Origin of the sequence: Fischerella muscicola PCC 7414 (assembly GCF_000317205.1) — a bacterium.
Taxonomy (GTDB): domain Bacteria; phylum Cyanobacteriota; class Cyanobacteriia; order Cyanobacteriales; family Nostocaceae; genus Fischerella; species Fischerella muscicola.
Genome location: NZ_AJLK01000120.1, coordinates 1 through 17,309, shown reverse-complemented (window position 1 = coordinate 17,309; position 17,309 = coordinate 1). Strand labels below are relative to the sequence as shown.

The following is a 17,309-nucleotide window of genomic DNA, read 5'->3' as shown; positions in this document are numbered from 1 at the left end:
CTCAAGCAAGACCACTCAATAACCATCTGTGTACCCTTCGGGAAGCCACCCTTAGGGGCGTCTACATCAGTGTTCATCGGTGTTCGTCTTCCCAAAAAAGATTGGACTATCGAGATGACTTACAGCCACAACAAAAATTAATCAATAACGAACACAGATGAACACAGATACACACAGATAAATTATCCGTGTTCATCGGTGTGCATCGGTGTTCGCCTTCCCAAAAAAGATTGGACTATCGAGATGACTTGCAGCCACAACAAAAATTAATCAATAACGAACACAGATACACACAGATAAATCAAAACCTTAATCTACATCAGAACTTAACATTAACCTATATATTACTTCCAAAAAAATCATAGATGAATACCGACAAATCTGCTGACCTTAACCCAGACACAGAAGCCGATCGCTTAATGGAGAAAGCGTCATCCTCAACCCTCACAGATGAACAGTATCGCCAAAAAATGCAACGACGCAAGCAAGTACAAGATCAACGCATAGCGCAGGCAATACCAGAAAAAGGATTAATTATAGTTCACACTGGCAATGGCAAAGGAAAAACGACTGCGGCTTTAGGAATGATATTACGATCGCTCGGTCATGGGTATAAAGTGGCGATCATCCAATTTATCAAAGGTGCTTGGGAACCTTCAGAAAAAAAGGTTTTCAGTCTTTGGCCAGACCAGTTAGAATTTCACGCTATGGGCGAAGGCTTTACCTGGGAAACCCAAGATCGCGATCGCGATCTGGAAAAAGCACAAGCCGCTTGGCTAAAAGGATTAGAATACATCCGCAACCCAGAATTTAAGCTAGTGTTATTAGATGAAATCAATATTGCGATTAAGCTTGGATATTTGCGTGTAGAAGAAATTTTGCTGGGTTTAGAGCAAAAACCATCTGATAATCACGTGATTCTCACAGGTAGAGGCGCACCTCCAGCCTTGATTGAACGTGCTGATTTAGTCACAGAAATGACATTGGTGAAGCATCCTTTCCGTGACCAAGGTGTAAAAGCTCAACCAGGAATTGAATTTTAATTGTCAATTGTCAATGGTTAGTAGTTAGTAGTTAGTAGTTAGTGGTTAGTGGTTAGTAGTTAGTGGTTAGTGGTTAGTAGTTAGTGGTTAGTGGTTAGTAGTTAGTGGTTAGTGGTTAGTGGTTAGTGGTTGGTGGTTGGTGGTCATTTGTCATTGGTCATTTGTTACTATTTATTCTTCTCACACTCCACCCTTACGGGAAGCCCTCTGGGTACTCCACCTTGAAGCCGCCCTCCGGGCGTCTACACACTCCTCACACTCCTCACACTTCTCATACCCCTCACACCTCCCCAGTTCCCCACCTCCCTCGTGGAAAATTCAGTTTTGCCAGGAAAATTTTTGGCAAAAATACAAAAACTACAAATTTTTGTCCAGATTTTTGCCAAGATAATATTATTTCCCTAAGAGTCATTTGGCAAACATGGGCATGAGTGAAAACAAAATAGAAGACTATGGCAGAGGATACCTAGTTCTGCTCTTGCCGATATCGTTTTTAATTATTTTCCTAGTCGCAACCTGGCGACTTTGGTTGGCGTTAATCTTTGTGGGTTTGGCTTTCAATATTTGGCAGCGCTATCAATGGCAAAGATGGTGTTTGCAAGTTAACCCGCTGTTCAATCAATTGATTCGAGAAAATCAAGGCAAAATTACACCAATGGATTTGGCAATTAAGGGGAATTTTTCTGGAGAAGCGGCAAAACGCTATCTGGATGGAAAATTAGCAGAATTTGCTGGCAGTATTGTTAACTCAGAAGACGGTGGTAAGGTGTATTACTTTATCACTGCCAGTACTCTCGGCAGCATCTTTGATAGTAGTGAACCAGTGAAAGAACTTCCTCATCAAAGGTCTACGATAATGATGGAATTGCTGGCACCACCGCCTAAGCAAGTACAGCAAGAAGAAGCAGAAACAGAAACAACAGAAACTCCATCACATACCCATCAAGAGGAAGCCAAAAAACCGTTAGAACAACAACTAATTTTTGGTTCACTAATTCAATCAGAATTAGCGAAACGTCTCAATGTGTATTCTAGTACTGTATATAAAAGAAGAGACGATCCAGACTTTCCTGAGTGGAGTCGTAGCAAAGATCCAGATGGCATCGCCTGGAGATATTCACCAAAAACTAAGGAGTTTTTTCCTCTAGAAGAGAAGAGTTGAAGGATGAAAGATGAAGGATGAAGGGTGAAATCAGTGAACAATAAACAGTTACCATTTATTCAGTTCACAACTACTACTGATAACTGATAACTTAATTGACTCACTTTGTACTTTTTACTTCCAAACCCACTGCTTGGGAGATGGAGTTTAATCCTGTTTGTTCTAACTTAGCAAGCAGCCCTTCGAGAATACCGCGTATCATCAATGGGCCAGAATAAATCCAGCCTGTATAGACTTGGACAAGACAAGCACCAGCAGTAATTTTCTCCCAGGCGTCTTCCGGGGTAAAAATACCACCAACGCCGATTATTGGTATTTTTCCTTGAGTTTGCTGCCAAATAAACCGAATTATCTCTGTAGAGCGATCGCGCACTGGCATACCACTAATTCCACCCGCTTCTTCTTGTGGTGATTTGCCTGTTTTGGCAATCACCTGTGTTTTTAATCCATCACGACGAATGGTGGTGTTAGTGGCAATAATTCCTGCTAATTGATAGGTTTGAGCCAGGGAAATAATGTCAGCGATCGCTTCCCATTCTAAATCTGGCGCTATCTTGACAAAAATAGGTTTTTGTGTATTATTTTCTGTTTGTAATGCTGCCAAGATCGAACTCAGCATGGTTGCATCTTGGAGCGATCGCAAACCAGGAGTATTGGGAGACGAAACATTCACCACAAAGTAGTCTCCCAATTCTTTGAGTAAGCGAAAACTATTAAGATAATCTTCGGCTGCTGCTTCTAATGGTGTTACCTTAGATTTGCCTAAATTTATACCAATAGGTATGGCAGGAGGAAACTGTTGTTTACATGCTGCCAACCGCGCCGCCATTGCGGCAGCACCACTATTATTAAAGCCCATACGATTGAGAGCGGCTTTGTCTAAAGGTAAGCGAAATAAGCGGGGAAGGGGATTACCCGGTTGGGCAACAAAAGTTACAGTTCCTACTTCTGCAAAACCAAAACCAAAACTCGACCAAATACTAGTGGCAACCCCATCTTTATCAAATCCAGCCGCCAAGCCTACGGGGTTGGGGAAGTTTAGCCCAAACAGCGTCTGTTCTAAACTTTTATCGGTAATAGACAAAGAATTTTGTAACCGTTTGGCAATCCAGCTAGCAGGAGGGCGATGCTTATTGTTTGCCAGCCAACTGAGACTACGAATCGTTGAATAGTGCAACCACTCTGGATCTGTATCGAGCAGATCAAAGAAAAACGGACGAATTAAAGCTTGATAAATATCCAAATTTGCTTGATTTTAACTATGGTTGTTTGTTGTTTGGAAGTTTGATCTGGGCATCTTATATATTAGCAAGCAAAGTTTAACGGTAATCAGATGAGGCAGCAACAAAAACTTACAGCCGCCGAACAACAAATCATTTCCTTGGGACGAGTTCTGCAAAGTCTCAGGGAAGAAGATCATGTTGATGCTCTGATTGCAACCACAATTTCCTATCTGCAAGAGCAGTTTGAATACAGCCTAATTTGGATTGCTCTTTATGATCGCCTCAATCATATGTTGTTTGGGCAAGGTGGCGTTACCCCTAGCGGTAACACCAGTTATTTACAACAACGGGTAGTTCTCAATCCTGGAGATTTGTTAGAGCAAGTAGTAATTGAACAGCGCCCCTTGGGTGTAGCTGATTTACGAGCAGAAATTCGGATTGAGGCATGGCAACATTTAGCACAACAATTAAATATCCAAGGAACAATAGTAGTTCCTATTTGCTATAAAAACCGCTGTTTGGGTTTAGTATTACTCGGTTCTGAACGCTGGGGTTACTTGTTGGGTGGAGAAGCCAGAGCCAGGTTGATGATGGTTGTAGGTGAATTGGGGGCTGCACTTTATGAAAAAGAAATGGATTTGCAGCACAAGCAAACCAAGCGCCTCGACGAGCCATTACTACGTTTACTAAATAATTTACAAGCTCTCAATCATCTAGAAAAAAGATTAGAAACAGTCGTAGAAGCTACGCAAGAATTTATTCTACCTACCCGTACAAATATTTACTGGTTTGACAGGGAAGGCTATTACTTTTGGCGGCGATTAAGTAACAAAAAAAACTATCAGGAAACAACAGCAAAAATTACAGTACACGAACTTAGTGATTTTTATATTGCTTTGTCAGTCAATGAAATTGTCTGGATTGGCGAAGGACGCAGTTCTTTAAAAAGTAATTTCACAGTGAAGTTGCTGCAACGTTTTGGAGTACGTAGTCTGTTAGCCGCTCCAATTATCTGGCAAAAGGATTTACTGGGCTTTTTGACTGTAGAAAGTACTGAATCGCGCATCTGGACAGAGGCAGAAAAAAACTTTACTAAGACTGTTGCTGGTTTAACTTCTCTGGTGGCGCCTCTAGAAGAGACAGAAAGTACTATCAAACAAATTCAAAATGATGCCTATTTAACTAGTGAGATTGCCCAAGGTATTTATAGTAATTATGACATTCAAGAAATTTTAGACCTCTGTGCCGCAAAAGTTTTACAACGCTTGCTTGCAACTCGGTTTTTGTTACTGCATTACAATCCTGAACAAAATAATTATCAAATTTTTTACCAAAATCAACCACATAATCGTCGTCCTCTAACGTATTCTTTGGAAGCTCTCAAAGATGTGGATTGTCAGCTTTTATTACGTTCTACGGAAGCAGTAGCAATTGAGAATTTAGCAACAGATTTACGGTTTTTTAATTGGCATCCTCACTTATTAGAAAATGGTGTGCGATCGCTTGTAGTTTGTAACTGCGCTTTTGGTCAAGAACCGAAAGTACTGTTAGCTTTAGCCACAGAAACCCATCGTAGTTGGACATCAATAGAAAAAGAATTAGTCCAGGTTGTGGCTCAACAAATTGGTGTCACTATCCGCCAATGGCAGTTGCATCACCAAACTGAACAGCAGCAGAAAATTTTGCAAAGTTTTCAGCAATGTCTTCGCATTCTAGAGCAATCCCAGGATTCTCCAACACAACCTATCCAGCATCTAGAACGCACAGCCCTAGAACAAATCGCTGTCATTCTCAATTGTTCATTAACGATCCTGTTATCTTGGCAACCGGGAGAAAATGTGGCAAAAATTATACCTGGAGTCATTGCCAATTCCGAATTTGAGATTGTCATCAATACGCCAATCCCACTTCAAACTGAAGCTTTAATTCAATGGGCGTTACTCAGTGAGGAATTATTGCCTATCACAGCTAATGATTTACCTCCTGCTACAAAAAAATGGTTGAGTGGTGCTGGCATTGGTCAAATTTTAGTGATGGCATTACGCACTACTGCTGATTATCAACCCACAGGTGTGGTAGTCATAGCTGACCATTGGCAACGTCAATGGTTAGAAGATAGTTTAAAAACCACAGAAACTCTAATTTGTCAACTAGCTTGGTCACGGCGATGGCTGCAAATTACCCAAATGTTAGAGTCTCGGACAGAAGAACTTAGACAACTCAATTGGTATAAACATCGCCGTTTAGAAGATATCCAAAGAACCGTGACACAGTTACTTCTGCAAATGAATGATTTGGGTATTCCTGCTAACGAACTAACTCACATGCGCTACCAGCAGCTGCTACGGCAATTAGATAACACCACAGCTTCCATGACAGCCTTATTAAAACTGGAACTATGGCAGTTGCAGATGAGTTGGGAAACCGTACCCATCGCTAGTTTATTAAAGCGATCGCTCGAACGGGTTGATCATTTACTTAAACAACAAAGACTATGGGTAGGTGTGCATGGTTTGGGACAACAGGAAGGTGAAGAATCATCCAAAAATTATTCGCTTCTGCCTCACTCTTCCTTAGCGATCGCTGGTGATGTTGTAAAAATAGAATTGATTCTGCATGAGTTACTAGTTTGCGCCTGTCAACGTTCCACAACTGGTGGCAGAATAGACATTTGGTGTCGTCGCCTAGATGAACAGTTCCTAGAAGTATCCATTACAGATAATGGTGATATTGAATCACAATTACTGACAGAACTCCATCAAGATACACCGAAAGATATACTTGCTCCCTCCAGGCTTGAGCAATTACCCGGTTTACATCTATTAATCTGCCAAAAACTCATGCAGCAACTTGGCGGAGAATTGCATTTCTATCAATTACCAGATCGTCGGGTAGTCAGTCGCTTATTGTTACCTTTAGCTAGTAGTTGAAAGCGGAAGGCAAAAGTTGAAGGGGTTGGAAAAAAATAGCTAACAGTTGGAAAACTTATGCTTTTATGGATAATGCTGTCTTTATTGAGAGTACAACCGTACTAAAAAGGTTGATATGAGATTTAATTGTGACCCTTGCTACGAAACAAGATTCGGCGCGGCTTATTTGGGAAACAGCTTGGAATTAATGGCAGGTATTCCCGATGAAAGTATCGACCTGATTTGTACATCTCCACCATTTGCACTTGTTCGTAAAAAAGAATACGGAAACGTTGATGCTGATGAATATGTGGAATGGTTTAAAGATTTTGCAGCACAATTTTACCGTATTCTTAAACCAACAGGCTCATTGGTTATTGATATTGGTGGCAGTTGGATTAAGGGAATGCCAGTTCGTTCTCTCTACCACTTTGAACTGGTTGTTGCTCTGTGTAAAGCAAAAGAAAAAGGCGGACTTGGGTTTTATCTGGCACAAGAATTTCCCCTTTAACCTTTCCCCAACTCGCGGCAATTGGTACTTTTGCTCATTGGTCTATGTATACTTAGTATCTGGCTGAAGAAAATACTGTTTATTATAAAGTAAATAAATATACAAATAAATTCACGAATAATTGCTTATACTTAGTCATTCAAAATCAGGGTTTCAAATTTTTAATTACCCAGCCAAGGACTTTACCTAGATATTTCAGAATTGATGAATTTGCAATTCCCAATTCCGTATTCTGAATTCTAAAAGTCATCTACATTTGTAACAAACAGCTATAATTGATTTCCATCTCAAGTGAAATCAATTTTTAATCTGCACAGTAGAAATATGGCACGTAGCCGTTCTAAATCTGACTTGCCTACAAAAATTTGTCCGGTATGTCAGCGTCCGTTTTCTTGGCGCAAAAAAGTGGGCAGATTGTTGGGATGAGGTGAAATACTGTTCGGAACGCTGCCGTCGTCGTCGTTCTACGGCTCAAGATGAAAATAATGAATCGTAAAAATACTTGGACTTAAATTACACAAATCAAGAGGAGATGAAGACACAGGTGCAACCTAAGTTAATTATTCATGGGGGGGCTGGTAGTTCTTTACATGGAAAAGGCGGAGTAGAGGCAGTGCGCCATTCGCTTTATAAAGTAATAGAAGAAGTGTATTCTCTTTTACTTTCCGGTGTAACTGCTAAGGAGGTAGTGGTGCGGGGGTGTCAAATGTTAGAAGATGACCCCCGTTTTAATGCGGGTACTGGTTCAGTGCTGCAATCAGATGGTCAAATCCGCATGAGTGCAGCTTTGATGGATGGCTCAACCCAAAGCTTTAGCGGTGTAATCAATGTTTCACGGGTGAAAAATCCCATCGATTTGGCAAAAGCTTTGCAAAGTTCTCCAGACCGGGTACTGTCAGATTATGGTGCGGCTGAGTTGGCGCGGGAATTACAAATTCCTAGCTACAACGCTTTGACTGATTTGCGCTTACAAGAGTGGATTCAAGAACGCCAGCAAAACTTTAAAAGGGCAATGGCTGGGGTGGTAGCAGAGCCAGAACTAGTGGAAACTAGTAGCGCTCGTCGTGGCACAATTGGTGTTGTAGCTTTAGATACTGAAGGTCAGATAGTAGTTGGTACTTCTACTGGTGGTAAGGGTTTTGAAAGGATTGGGCGCGTCAGTGATTCTGCGATGCCTGCTGGTAATTATGCTACCAAATATGCTGGCGTTAGTTGTACTGGTATTGGAGAAGACATCATTGATGAGTGCCTAGCAGCAAGGATTGTGGTGCGTGTCACGGATGGTATGTCTCTTAAAGAAGCCATGAAGCGATCATTTGCAGAGGCGCATGAGAACAAGCGGGATTTTGGAGCGATCGCACTAGATGCTAGTGGTGCGATCGCTTGGGGAAAAACTAGCCAAGCCTTACTCGCTGCTTTTCACGACGGCGAAAAAATAGGTGACACACTAGAACTTCCTGAAGGTACAGAAGTTGGCTGCATTGAGAATTAGGGATTGGGAATCAGGGATTGCGGATTGGGAGATAAGGGAGAGGGGGGAGAAAGTCCTCCTTGTCCTCCTTGTCCGCCAAGTCGTCCCTCTATTCCCCAGTCCCTTTCTGTTGCCACTCTGGTTTCACAACTTGACGCTGGCGCGCAATTACTAAGCAACCATCAGGGACATCTTCTGTAATTGTGGAGCCAGCTGCTACATAGACATCATTTCCCAAAGTAATGGGGGCAACTAAAACGCTGTTAGAGCCTGTTTTTGTGCGATCGCCAATTTTAGTTGGGTGTTTTTTCACACCATCGTAATTAGCAGTAATAGTACCTGCACCAATATTGACTTGGTTTCCGGTAGTAGTATCGCCTAAGTAAGATAGGTGGGCAACATTGGTGTGTTCACCCAACTTAGTATTTTTCAATTCCACAAAATTTCCTATCCGAGATTTACTACCAACTTCTGCATGTCCGCGTAAATGGGCATAGGGGCCAATACGGCTACCCGCTTGGACAATGCTATCTGTCACTACTGAATACATGACAGTAACATTTTCACCAATCTGACTATTTTCAATTAAACTTCCAGGCCCGATGCGACTGCCAGTCTGAATGACTGTATTTCCACGTAAGTGAGTTTGCGGTTCAATAATTACATCTGGCTGTAACTCTACAGTATCATCAATTGTAGTACTAGCAGGATCAATGATAGTAACACCTGCGACCATCCATTTTTCCTTGATGCGCCTTTGCAAAACTTCGTAGGCAGAAGCTAGCTGTAGGCGATCGTTGATACCCAAAATTTCTTGGTAATCTTCTACATTTACTGCCATCACTGGAGAAACTTGAGTAACGGCATCAGTTAGATAATATTCTTTTTGGGCATTATTAGCTTGTAAAAGCGGCAATACTTTGGCCAAATCCTGCCAACGAAAGCAATACACCCCTGCATTGATACAGCAATTTTGTCTCTGGGCAGGAGTACAATCTTTTTCTTCTACGATTTGCTGCACAATACTATGATCGTCACAAAAAACCCGTCCATAGCCTTTGGGATTGCTTAGATAAGCAGTCAAAATAGTAGCGGCATTTTGTTTTTCTTGGTGTATTTGCAAGAGATTTTGCAGAGTTTCAGTGCGTAGTAAAGGTACATCACCGTTAAGTATCAATACATCACCGCTATACCCCTCTAAGTAAGGAAGTAATTGTTGAATAGCATGACCTGTTCCTAACTGCACACTCTGTTCTACAAACTCTAAATCAGGAATTGAAAGCATGGCTGCTTTCACCTCTTCAGCCTGGTACCCCACAATTACCATCTGTCGTGAAGGCGAAAGTGGTTGGACAGTTTCGATGACTCTCTCGACAAGTGACTGCCCACCCAAAGAATGCAAAACTTTGGGAAGGTTGGATTTCATCCGTGTCCCACGTCCTGCCGCTAAAATTGCTACAACTACCATAATTAGCTATCAGCCAAGTGAATTGCGTTGATTAAGCTTGGTACTTTAAGATTCAGGCTCAAATCATACCACTTTATAAGTTAGTGGTTGGTAGTTGATAGTTGTTAGTTGATAGTTGTTAGGAATTTTTTATTGCTTAGAATTAGCTGGTTATTAGTGATTGTCCAATCAACAAACAACAACCAACAAACAACAACTACTACTGTTGTTTAGAATTACGAATAAATTCTTCAAACTGCTGCATTAGTTGGGGATTACGCCAACCCTTTGCTGTTTCTTCTTGCATGACAGCGAGTGCTTCCTCTGGAGAAAAGGCTAGCTTGTAAGGTCGTTCGCTAGTTAGGGCATCATAAATATCAATAATTTGAAAGACCTGTGCTAGGTAGGGAATATTTTCCCGTATGAGTCCATCAGGATAACCTGATCCATCCCAACGTTCATGGTGGTGGCGAATAATGGGAATCACACCCTGCATACTGCGTAATGGTTGGCAAATTTTTTCACCAATCAAAACGTGCTGCCTCATAATATTCCATTCTTCGGGGGTAAGTTTTCCCTTTTTGAGTAACACAGAGTCAGGAATACCTACCTTACCAATATCGTGGAGATAACCACCCCACATTAAATCCCGAATTTGATTCCGTGAGAGATTCAAGTATTCACCAAAAGCCTTTCCCAGTTTTACTAGCCGTTCACAATGATCGCCAGTATTGGGATCGCGGCTTTCAATTGACCTCGCTATAGAAAACAAAACTTGTTCAGCATGGTCTAAATCTTCATTCAGACGCTTTTGTCTCACCAAAGATTTGACACGCGCTGCCAATTCTACACGGTCAAAAGGCTTACTTAAAAAATCGTCTGCGCCGACTTCTATACCTCGAATCCGCGATCGCCGATCATTTAAAGCTGTGACAAAAATTATTGGTATGAGTCGTGTATGCTCATTCTGCTTGAGCAACTGGCATACTTCAAACCCATCTAAACCGGGCATCATCACATCTAGCAAAATTAAATCCGGTTGCTTTTGGGTTACTAATTCAACGGCGGTAGAACCACTATCTGCTTCAATTACTTCATAGCCTTCCATTGCCAATAGGGCTACAGCAGTCATGCGACTAGCTGCATGGTCATCTACGATTAAGACTTTTGGGGCATCCGAATCAAAACCATTCACTTTAGAACCTTTGCCTGGTTGTATCTTAGATTCCAGAGCATTGTAACCAAAGTTAACACAAGGTTTGCTCCAACAGGATAAGGCTCCTGTCTGTTTAACGTTTAGGTCTTGTTTAGATAAGTCCAAAGAATAATTTTCTGCATTTGGTAATGCTACAGCATAATTAGCATCTATATTATTAACATTGTTTAGGTGGTTTAAACCACCTACACTTTCTTCGGTAGAGCCCCCAAACTTGGATGTCCATTGAATCACAAAGGCACTCCAATTCTTAAAATCAGTTAACAAAATAAGTCTTCAAAAAACAGTTTAGTACTTGAGTGTATTTAACTCTGCATTTTTCCATGCTTGGTTTACCTGAGCAAGCATTTTGCTTGTCGTAATCGGCAGCATGATTTTTTGATTTTTATCTTGTTTCAGAACAATAAAATATTGCTGCCAATATTTCCTGTCTGTAATTCCAGTATGGTCAATTCGTGTAAATGTTAAATCAGGTTTTTCACGGAGATTTCTTAACATGGCAAGGGTAGAGAATTTCATTTTCGTTGAACTTCATTTCAAAGTTAACCAATTCAAATTACAGTTTTAGCTTCGAGTAGATTTGTCTTGAAAATAAGGCAGAAGGCAGGAGGCAGAGGGCACAAGAGGTAAGAATTTTCATGGCAAGGTTTGTGTCAAAACCTGGTATGACTGTCTTGAAAACAAGGAACTCTTAACAGGGAAGAGGTATTTTCATCGTAAGGTTTGTGGGACTTTCCCGTGATGAACTTGAAAAATAGGGAAAAGGACTCTTCTATTCACTTTTGCTGTTTACCCTCTTCATTGGTGTTGTTGTGGGCAGTTCATGATGGCTATTTAGTCGATGGGAATCATGAAACTACAGTCAACACTATCTAGCAGTGACGAATTACTTGGGTTGTCAGTGATTCGCGTCACAAAACCCATTATTTATTATTAAAAAATTAATGGGATGCTTACGTGTCTACAAACTTTTCACAAATTCTAAAATCCAAAATTGTTTGACTGCCAGCGTTTTCGCCAATGAGACGTTGGTTCAAGGGAAGAAGCTTGTTGTTCTTGTTGTCGTCGCCTTAGTATAACTTCGGCAGAGTCTGTTAACTGTGGATCACGATAGGGAATGGCAGCACGAGTCAGTAAATGTTCTCTTTCTGCTTGGGACAGAGGCGGAGGAAATGATGGGGTGATGGTTCTCCCCAACTCTCTACCTCCCCAACTACCCACCTCCCCATTCAGGTTATGAACTGCAACAGTACCAGGCGATCGCCTACCCACTGGAGGGGTAGAACCTATTTGTAAACCAGCTGCTAAAAGTGCGCTGCGTACAGCAGCAGCACAAGAATATGTAGCTAAAATCCCATCGTTTTGTAAACACAGAGTCAGTAGTTGAATAAATTCAATAGTCCATAATTGCGGGCATTGGGGTGGTGAAAAAGGATCAAGAAAAATTGCATCAGCTTGAAAACCTAATCCGTAGACTTCCTGAACTGTGGTTCTGGCATCGCCGATGAGTAGCCTGGCTTGTAAACGGTTGGTTTGTACTTTTTGCTCATAAGCTAAATGAGTAAGTATATTAGTATACTCGTAGCCCCAATTCTCAAATAGGTGGTGAGCGATCGCACTTTGGGGTACAGCAGTATTTATTTCTAAACCAATTACTTCTATATAACAATTAGGATTAACAGACCAAATTGTCTGCAAAGCAGCAGCGGTGTTGTATCCTAATCCATAACAAACATCCAACAACCGCAGCATCGGTTTATACTTAGCTTTTAAGGCCAGTTGGGTAGGTTCAACAAACTTAAGAAAACTCTCTTGCCTAGCTCCATAATGGCTATGAAAAGCCTCACCAAACTCTTGGGAAAAGAAGGTAAAAGAACCATCTGCTGTCAGTTCGGGTGTAAAATTATCTAACTCTGACATGATTTAGTTAGTGGTTGGTTGTTGATTGTTGTACCAGACGTGCCATGGCACGTCTGGTACAGTGGTTAGTAGTTAGTGGTTGGTTGTTGATTGTAGAGACGTGCCATGGCACGTCTGTACAGTAGTGAGTGGTTAGTAGTTAGTAGTTAGTGGTTAGTGGTGAGTCAGCGCGCCCCAAGGGGGGTCCCTCCCCCAACCCCAAAGGGGGCCCCTAGCCCCCAATCCCCAACGCCAGGTGCTTTATGCCGGGAAACCCGTCCACCGCACTGGCTCCTCCCTGTCGGTCGTGGGGGCCGGTGAGTCCCCCATGAGCGACTGACGAACCCGTAGACACGTAGACGCGTAGACGCGAAGCGGCTTCCGCAGGTAGCGGCTTAAGGCAGGGTAGTGGCTTCCCGTCAGGGTAGGGTTAGTAGTTTTTGAATACTTATTCCTCACACCTCTCACACTCCTCATATCTCCCCACCCCCACCTCCCCATCCCCCTATGCCCAACCTCATCGTCTCTCGCGAATGGTTACTAGAACATCTTGAAGATCCGCAAGTCGTAATAGTGGATTGTCGCTTTTCTCTTGCTGATCCACAACTGGGAAAACAGCAGTACCAAACCAGCCACATCAAAGGTGCTTACTACCTAGACCTCAATCAGGATCTTTCTAGTCCAGTCGCAGAACATGGAGGAAGACATCCTTTACCTCATCCTGATGAATTAGCTCACAAATTATCAACCATCGGCGTAAATTTTCAAAAGACTTTTGTTGTAGCTTACGATGATTCTCGCCTTGCTTTTGCCTCTCGCTTGTGGTGGTTGTTGCGTTATCTTGGTCACGAACAAGTGGTGGTGCTAAATGGTGGTTTCAGCGAGTGGCAAAAAGCTGGCTACCCTGTTACAGATACCATTCCTCAACCTGAGCAAAAAGGTAATTTTATTTACGCGATGCAAACACAAATGGTAGTGGATCGCCAAATGGTAATTAGCCGTAAAGACTTACCTGGAGTTGCTTTAGTAGATTCCCGAGAAAGCGATCGCTACCTTGGTATTCGTGAACCTATCGATAAAATTGCTGGTCATATTCCTGGTGCAGTCAACTATCCTTGGCAAGAAGTCACCGACACTAAAGGTTACGTACTTCCGTTATCAGAACAGCGTCACCGTTGGTCACAATTAGAGCAAGCGGAAGAAATTATAGTTTATTGCGGTTCTGGCGTCACTGCTTGTGTAAATTTACTTTCTTTAGAATTAGCAGGGATTCCCACAGGTAAACTTTACGCAGGTAGCTGGAGTGATTGGATTAGTTATTGTTAGTAGTTGGTGGTTATTGGTTGATGGTTGTTTGGAACCAACAACAAACAACAACCAACAACCAACTTTATTTTAGAATCGACCCAATTCTAAATTATAGTTAATACCAAAAAACCAACCATCAAAATTTATATTATTCTCTGTAGAGTCACCTAATGTGACACCAGCTTGCACACTAATATTACTATTTTTAGATATTCCATAATTTAAGTGACCAAAGAATCGATTATATAAGTCTTCGCGATCGCGTTCTGTGAAATTGGACAAACTAAATTGATAATCGACACCAGCCTGGAGAGACCTTTGCAAATAATAACTAAGAGAAAGCCAAAAGAAATTAATAATTCGATTACGATCTTCTGGTGGATCAGTCAGACTCAGACGAAATTCATAAAAGCTATCTAGTGTTAGCTTTTGTGAGAATATATCTCGCCGTCCCACAGCTAGCCGCAGGACGTTCTCACCCAAAAAGCGATCCCCAGCATCAAAGGTATTACTATCTCTAGCATAAAAAAGCTGTTGATTGCTCCAACCAATTTCACCGTACATTCGCGGCGTAAATCGCTGCTGAAGATTAAGATTGAATCTCACCTGATTATAGTTATATTCTGATTGGTCTAAGTAACGAATTAAGTAACCATCAACAGACCCATTGATAAAAGTCTTCTCTCCCACAGGAAAAGATACAGACCCTAGCGTTAGTCCAGAATATATTAAACTATCTTCAATTGGAACAATTCCCGATGAAAAAATGTTACTGCTATAAAAGTAGCCAACACGAGCCAGTAAATAGCCTACAGGTTTAAACTGGTTTGCAGGCTGTTCTATAGGTGGAAGTTGTGGTTCTTCTGGGGTCGGTGTTACTTCTCGTAGTCTCAGTTTTCCAAGTTCTTCATCAATATCATCAACATTTGATTCCAATGATGGTAGACTGTTTCGTTGCAGGCGTTGTATTAATCTTTGCAGCCTTTTTTCTCTTTGTATCTCTGGTGCTTCCAAGCTCTGGTTTGCTTGTGTAGATAAGGGTGTGGAATTATATGTTGGCTGTGTTTCTAATTGTAGTAGTTCATTAGGCTGCTCGATTTGCTCAGGAACATATTTTAGTGTAGACTCTGGTTGTACAGAAGGTAATTTTTGCGTAGCCTGAGAGTATAATTTTGTTGAGTCACCTGTAGAGAAGATAGTATAAGTCGAAAATACAGGAACATTTTCCTCTTTTTCAGGGACTACATCGTTGAATGTGACATCTACCCCGTCCATCCAGTTTAATGACCACACAAAGGGTGATTTTGAATTTATCCTCTCTGATTGTGGCTGCTGATATGGTTGATTATTAATTTGATCAACTAGCAAGGATGGCGTTTTTTCTCCTAGTTGGTCTCCAAAGTTACTAAAGTCTAAATTTGTAGCCCCTACAGCATCAACGCTGAAAAAATACCAGTTGATGCCACTAGAGGTCAACAAAAACTTGACCAAAAAATTTTTCCAGACCTTGAGTTGCATACTAAATCTATTTTCTAAAAATTAGATTAGACCCATGAGCCTATTTAGAAGTTCCCGCCTTGTATTTCACCAAAGAATATTGACAGATGGGAAAAGGGTAAAGGGTCAGGAGAAAAGGTTTAATTTTTAAAATGCAACCCATTTATCAACCAATATCTGCCAATTTTTAATTGGTGAAGTACTATGAATATTTTGTATTCTGAGCGACTTTTGTTATTGTAAATGATTATTATACTTAATCTGAAATCTCTAAGAATGTTATAATAAGCCTCCAGTGATGTTAGCAAGAAAAATTTTCTTATAATACTTAAGTAGTTTAGTAATAGTCAATTTGCATATTTTTATCTATTAAATATTTAAATGTATTTAAACAAAAGTTATAGGAAAATCTTGCTATAAGAGGATTATTAACAAGCGTAAAAGCAAAATTTTAATATAAGAACTGAATTTGACACTGCTTTGGCATTAGTGAAATTACCCGAGGCTCCAAAGATGTTTCGTAAATTACTCCCATTCTTGGTGGCTAGCTGCTTGGGAACTGCGGTGTTGCCTTTGCCAGAACGGGCAACAGCTGCCACACCTTTAACTAGGGCTGTGATCCAAAATCTTCGTAATTTGGTTCAACTCATGCCCCATAATCAACCTAAGCGTCGGGCACGCAAGTCAGATGCCATAATTCCAGGAGATGGGTTGTCTACTGGTAGAGCCTCCCTAGCAGAACTGCGTTTTAACGATGGTTCTTTAGCGCGAGTTGGGGAACAAGCAGTATTTCGATTTCTACCGAAGACACGAAATTTTCGCTTGTCGAACGGTACTGTTTTGCTGTTGATTCCACCTGGACAGGGTCGAACACGGGTAAATACACCAAATGCAGCAGCAGCAATTCGCGGTTCAGCATTATTTGTCCGCTACGATGAGAAAAAAGATACCACAGTTGTAGCAGCACTTACAAATAGTGGAATTGAAGTTTTCAATAAAGATGCTTCCCAGAGCCAGGAATTAAAAGCAGGACAAATGCTGGTTGTAGTTAAGGGTCAATTTCAAGGGTTATACGATTTTGACCTAAGGACTTTTTATGAAACTAGCGATATGGTGCGGGGGTTGGATCTGCCAAGACAGGAACAACCTAGTTCAGACCCAGCGATCGCAAAAGTTCAGGCTGAAACTGCCGAAGCTGTGACTTCTCAACAACCAATCACTGGTCAACAAGTTATCGAAAATCCATCTTTTGTAAAGCTAAGCCCCAGTGTCTCAGATTCTTCTAAGGATCCTAATAGCAACCCGAAACCCTCTACAAATTCCTCTCAGACAACCCGACACAACGGAACAAACACAGCACAACAAAAAGATAATACCAACCAAGAAAACAATACACACTCAACCAATAACACTACTAATTCTCAAAGTAACCCCAATAATCAAAATACATCGACACAGACAAACACAAACGATCAAAAAAAAGTAGACACTCCACCACCTGTTCCTGATTCCACAACACCAAACATAACTGACAAACCGAAGTCAGATACATCTCCACCCCCCTCTAACTCCACTGGGTCAGGTGATCCACAACCACAAACACCACCCCCCTCTAACTCCACT

At 41.4% G+C, this 17,309-nt stretch carries 13 protein-coding genes and 1 pseudogene; 8 read left to right on the top strand and 6 right to left on the bottom strand.

Going from position 1 to position 17,309, the window contains the following annotated elements; genetic code table 11:
• The first annotated feature begins 365 nt into the window (after positions 1-365).
• Entirely contained in the window at positions 366-1,043 is a 678-nt protein-coding gene (gene cobO, locus UYI_RS0119150) for a cob(I)yrinic acid a,c-diamide adenosyltransferase (RefSeq protein ID WP_016868286.1), read from the top strand.
• Between the two features lie 427 nt (positions 1,044-1,470).
• The gene (locus UYI_RS0119145) at positions 1,471-2,205 is read left to right on the top strand and encodes a hypothetical protein (RefSeq protein ID WP_016868285.1); all 735 of its coding nucleotides are present in this window, start codon (positions 1,471-1,473) and stop codon (positions 2,203-2,205) included.
• Positions 2,206-2,305: 100 nt separating this feature from the next.
• On the opposite strand, the gene UYI_RS0119140 is transcribed toward UYI_RS0119145, so the two are convergent.
• On the bottom strand, positions 2,306-3,448 hold the full coding sequence (locus UYI_RS0119140) for a quinone-dependent dihydroorotate dehydrogenase (RefSeq protein WP_016868283.1): 1,143 nt from the start codon (positions 3,446-3,448) through the stop codon (positions 2,306-2,308).
• Between the two features lie 90 nt (positions 3,449-3,538).
• Between UYI_RS0119140 and UYI_RS0119135 the strand changes: the two genes are divergently transcribed.
• The 4 genes and pseudogenes from UYI_RS0119135 (at position 3,539) to UYI_RS0119125 (ending at position 8,340) form a co-directional block, all read left to right on the top strand.
• Positions 3,539-6,358: a GAF domain-containing sensor histidine kinase gene (locus UYI_RS0119135; RefSeq protein ID WP_016868282.1), complete on the top strand. Its 2,820-nt coding sequence runs from the start codon at positions 3,539-3,541 to the stop codon at positions 6,356-6,358.
• A 115-nt stretch (positions 6,359-6,473) separates the two neighbouring features.
• A complete protein-coding gene (locus UYI_RS32925; RefSeq protein ID WP_235147974.1) occupies positions 6,474-6,848 on the top strand; it encodes a DNA methyltransferase in 375 nt (124 codons plus the stop codon).
• Between the two features lie 324 nt (positions 6,849-7,172).
• Positions 7,173-7,344 (top strand): annotated as a pseudogene (locus tag UYI_RS35025) (DUF2256 domain-containing protein).
• A gap of 36 nt (positions 7,345-7,380) precedes the next feature.
• Positions 7,381-8,340, top strand: a complete 960-nt coding sequence (locus UYI_RS0119125; protein WP_016868280.1) for an isoaspartyl peptidase/L-asparaginase — start codon at positions 7,381-7,383, stop codon at positions 8,338-8,340.
• A gap of 88 nt (positions 8,341-8,428) precedes the next feature.
• Here UYI_RS0119125 and glmU read toward each other — a convergent pair whose 3' ends face one another.
• From glmU to UYI_RS0119105, 4 genes are all read right to left on the bottom strand, one after another.
• Positions 8,429-9,787 (bottom strand): bifunctional UDP-N-acetylglucosamine diphosphorylase/glucosamine-1-phosphate N-acetyltransferase GlmU, encoded by a 1,359-nt coding sequence (gene glmU, locus UYI_RS0119120; RefSeq protein WP_016868277.1) that lies wholly within the window; start codon positions 9,785-9,787, stop codon positions 8,429-8,431.
• A 199-nt stretch (positions 9,788-9,986) separates the two neighbouring features.
• Positions 9,987-11,216, bottom strand: coding sequence for a response regulator (locus UYI_RS0119115; RefSeq protein ID WP_016868276.1), 1,230 nt, complete (start codon positions 11,214-11,216; stop codon positions 9,987-9,989).
• Between the two features lie 54 nt (positions 11,217-11,270).
• Complete coding sequence (locus UYI_RS0119110; RefSeq protein WP_016868275.1) at positions 11,271-11,501, bottom strand: hypothetical protein; 231 nt, start codon at positions 11,499-11,501, stop codon at positions 11,271-11,273.
• 462 nt (positions 11,502-11,963) lie between these two features.
• Positions 11,964-12,902 (bottom strand): tRNA (5-methylaminomethyl-2-thiouridine)(34)-methyltransferase MnmD, encoded by a 939-nt coding sequence (locus UYI_RS0119105; protein ID WP_016868274.1) that lies wholly within the window; start codon positions 12,900-12,902, stop codon positions 11,964-11,966.
• A 486-nt stretch (positions 12,903-13,388) separates the two neighbouring features.
• On the opposite strand from UYI_RS0119105, the gene UYI_RS0119100 reads away from it, so the two are divergent.
• Complete coding sequence (locus tag UYI_RS0119100; RefSeq protein ID WP_016868273.1) at positions 13,389-14,207, top strand: sulfurtransferase; 819 nt, start codon at positions 13,389-13,391, stop codon at positions 14,205-14,207.
• Positions 14,208-14,276: 69 nt separating this feature from the next.
• Here UYI_RS0119100 and UYI_RS0119090 read toward each other — a convergent pair whose 3' ends face one another.
• A complete protein-coding gene (locus UYI_RS0119090) occupies positions 14,277-15,707 on the bottom strand; it encodes a hypothetical protein (RefSeq protein ID WP_016868269.1) in 1,431 nt (476 codons plus the stop codon).
• 492 nt (positions 15,708-16,199) lie between these two features.
• Here UYI_RS0119090 and UYI_RS0119085 point away from each other — a divergent pair.
• Positions 16,200-17,309: FecR family protein (locus tag UYI_RS0119085; RefSeq protein ID WP_026086048.1), on the top strand; the 1,110-nt coding region annotated here is incomplete at its 3' end.

Excerpts from the sequence above, each read along its gene's own strand:
- cobO (WP_016868286.1), top strand. The coding sequence starts at position 366 with ATGAATACCGACAAATCTGCTGACCTTAACCCAGACACAGAAGCCGAT.
- UYI_RS0119145 (WP_016868285.1), top strand. The coding sequence starts at position 1,471 with ATGAGTGAAAACAAAATAGAAGACTATGGCAGAGGATACCTAGTTCTG.
- UYI_RS0119135 (WP_016868282.1), top strand. The coding sequence starts at position 3,539 with ATGAGGCAGCAACAAAAACTTACAGCCGCCGAACAACAAATCATTTCC.
- UYI_RS32925 (WP_235147974.1), top strand. The coding sequence starts at position 6,474 with ATGAGATTTAATTGTGACCCTTGCTACGAAACAAGATTCGGCGCGGCT.
- UYI_RS0119125 (WP_016868280.1), top strand. The coding sequence starts at position 7,381 with ATGAAGACACAGGTGCAACCTAAGTTAATTATTCATGGGGGGGCTGGT.
- glmU (WP_016868277.1), bottom strand. The coding sequence starts at position 9,787 with ATGGTAGTTGTAGCAATTTTAGCGGCAGGACGTGGGACACGGATGAAA.
- UYI_RS0119110 (WP_016868275.1), bottom strand. The coding sequence starts at position 11,501 with ATGAAATTCTCTACCCTTGCCATGTTAAGAAATCTCCGTGAAAAACCT.
- UYI_RS0119105 (WP_016868274.1), bottom strand. The coding sequence starts at position 12,902 with ATGTCAGAGTTAGATAATTTTACACCCGAACTGACAGCAGATGGTTCT.
- UYI_RS0119100 (WP_016868273.1), top strand. The coding sequence starts at position 13,389 with ATGCCCAACCTCATCGTCTCTCGCGAATGGTTACTAGAACATCTTGAA.
- UYI_RS0119090 (WP_016868269.1), bottom strand. The coding sequence starts at position 15,707 with ATGCAACTCAAGGTCTGGAAAAATTTTTTGGTCAAGTTTTTGTTGACC.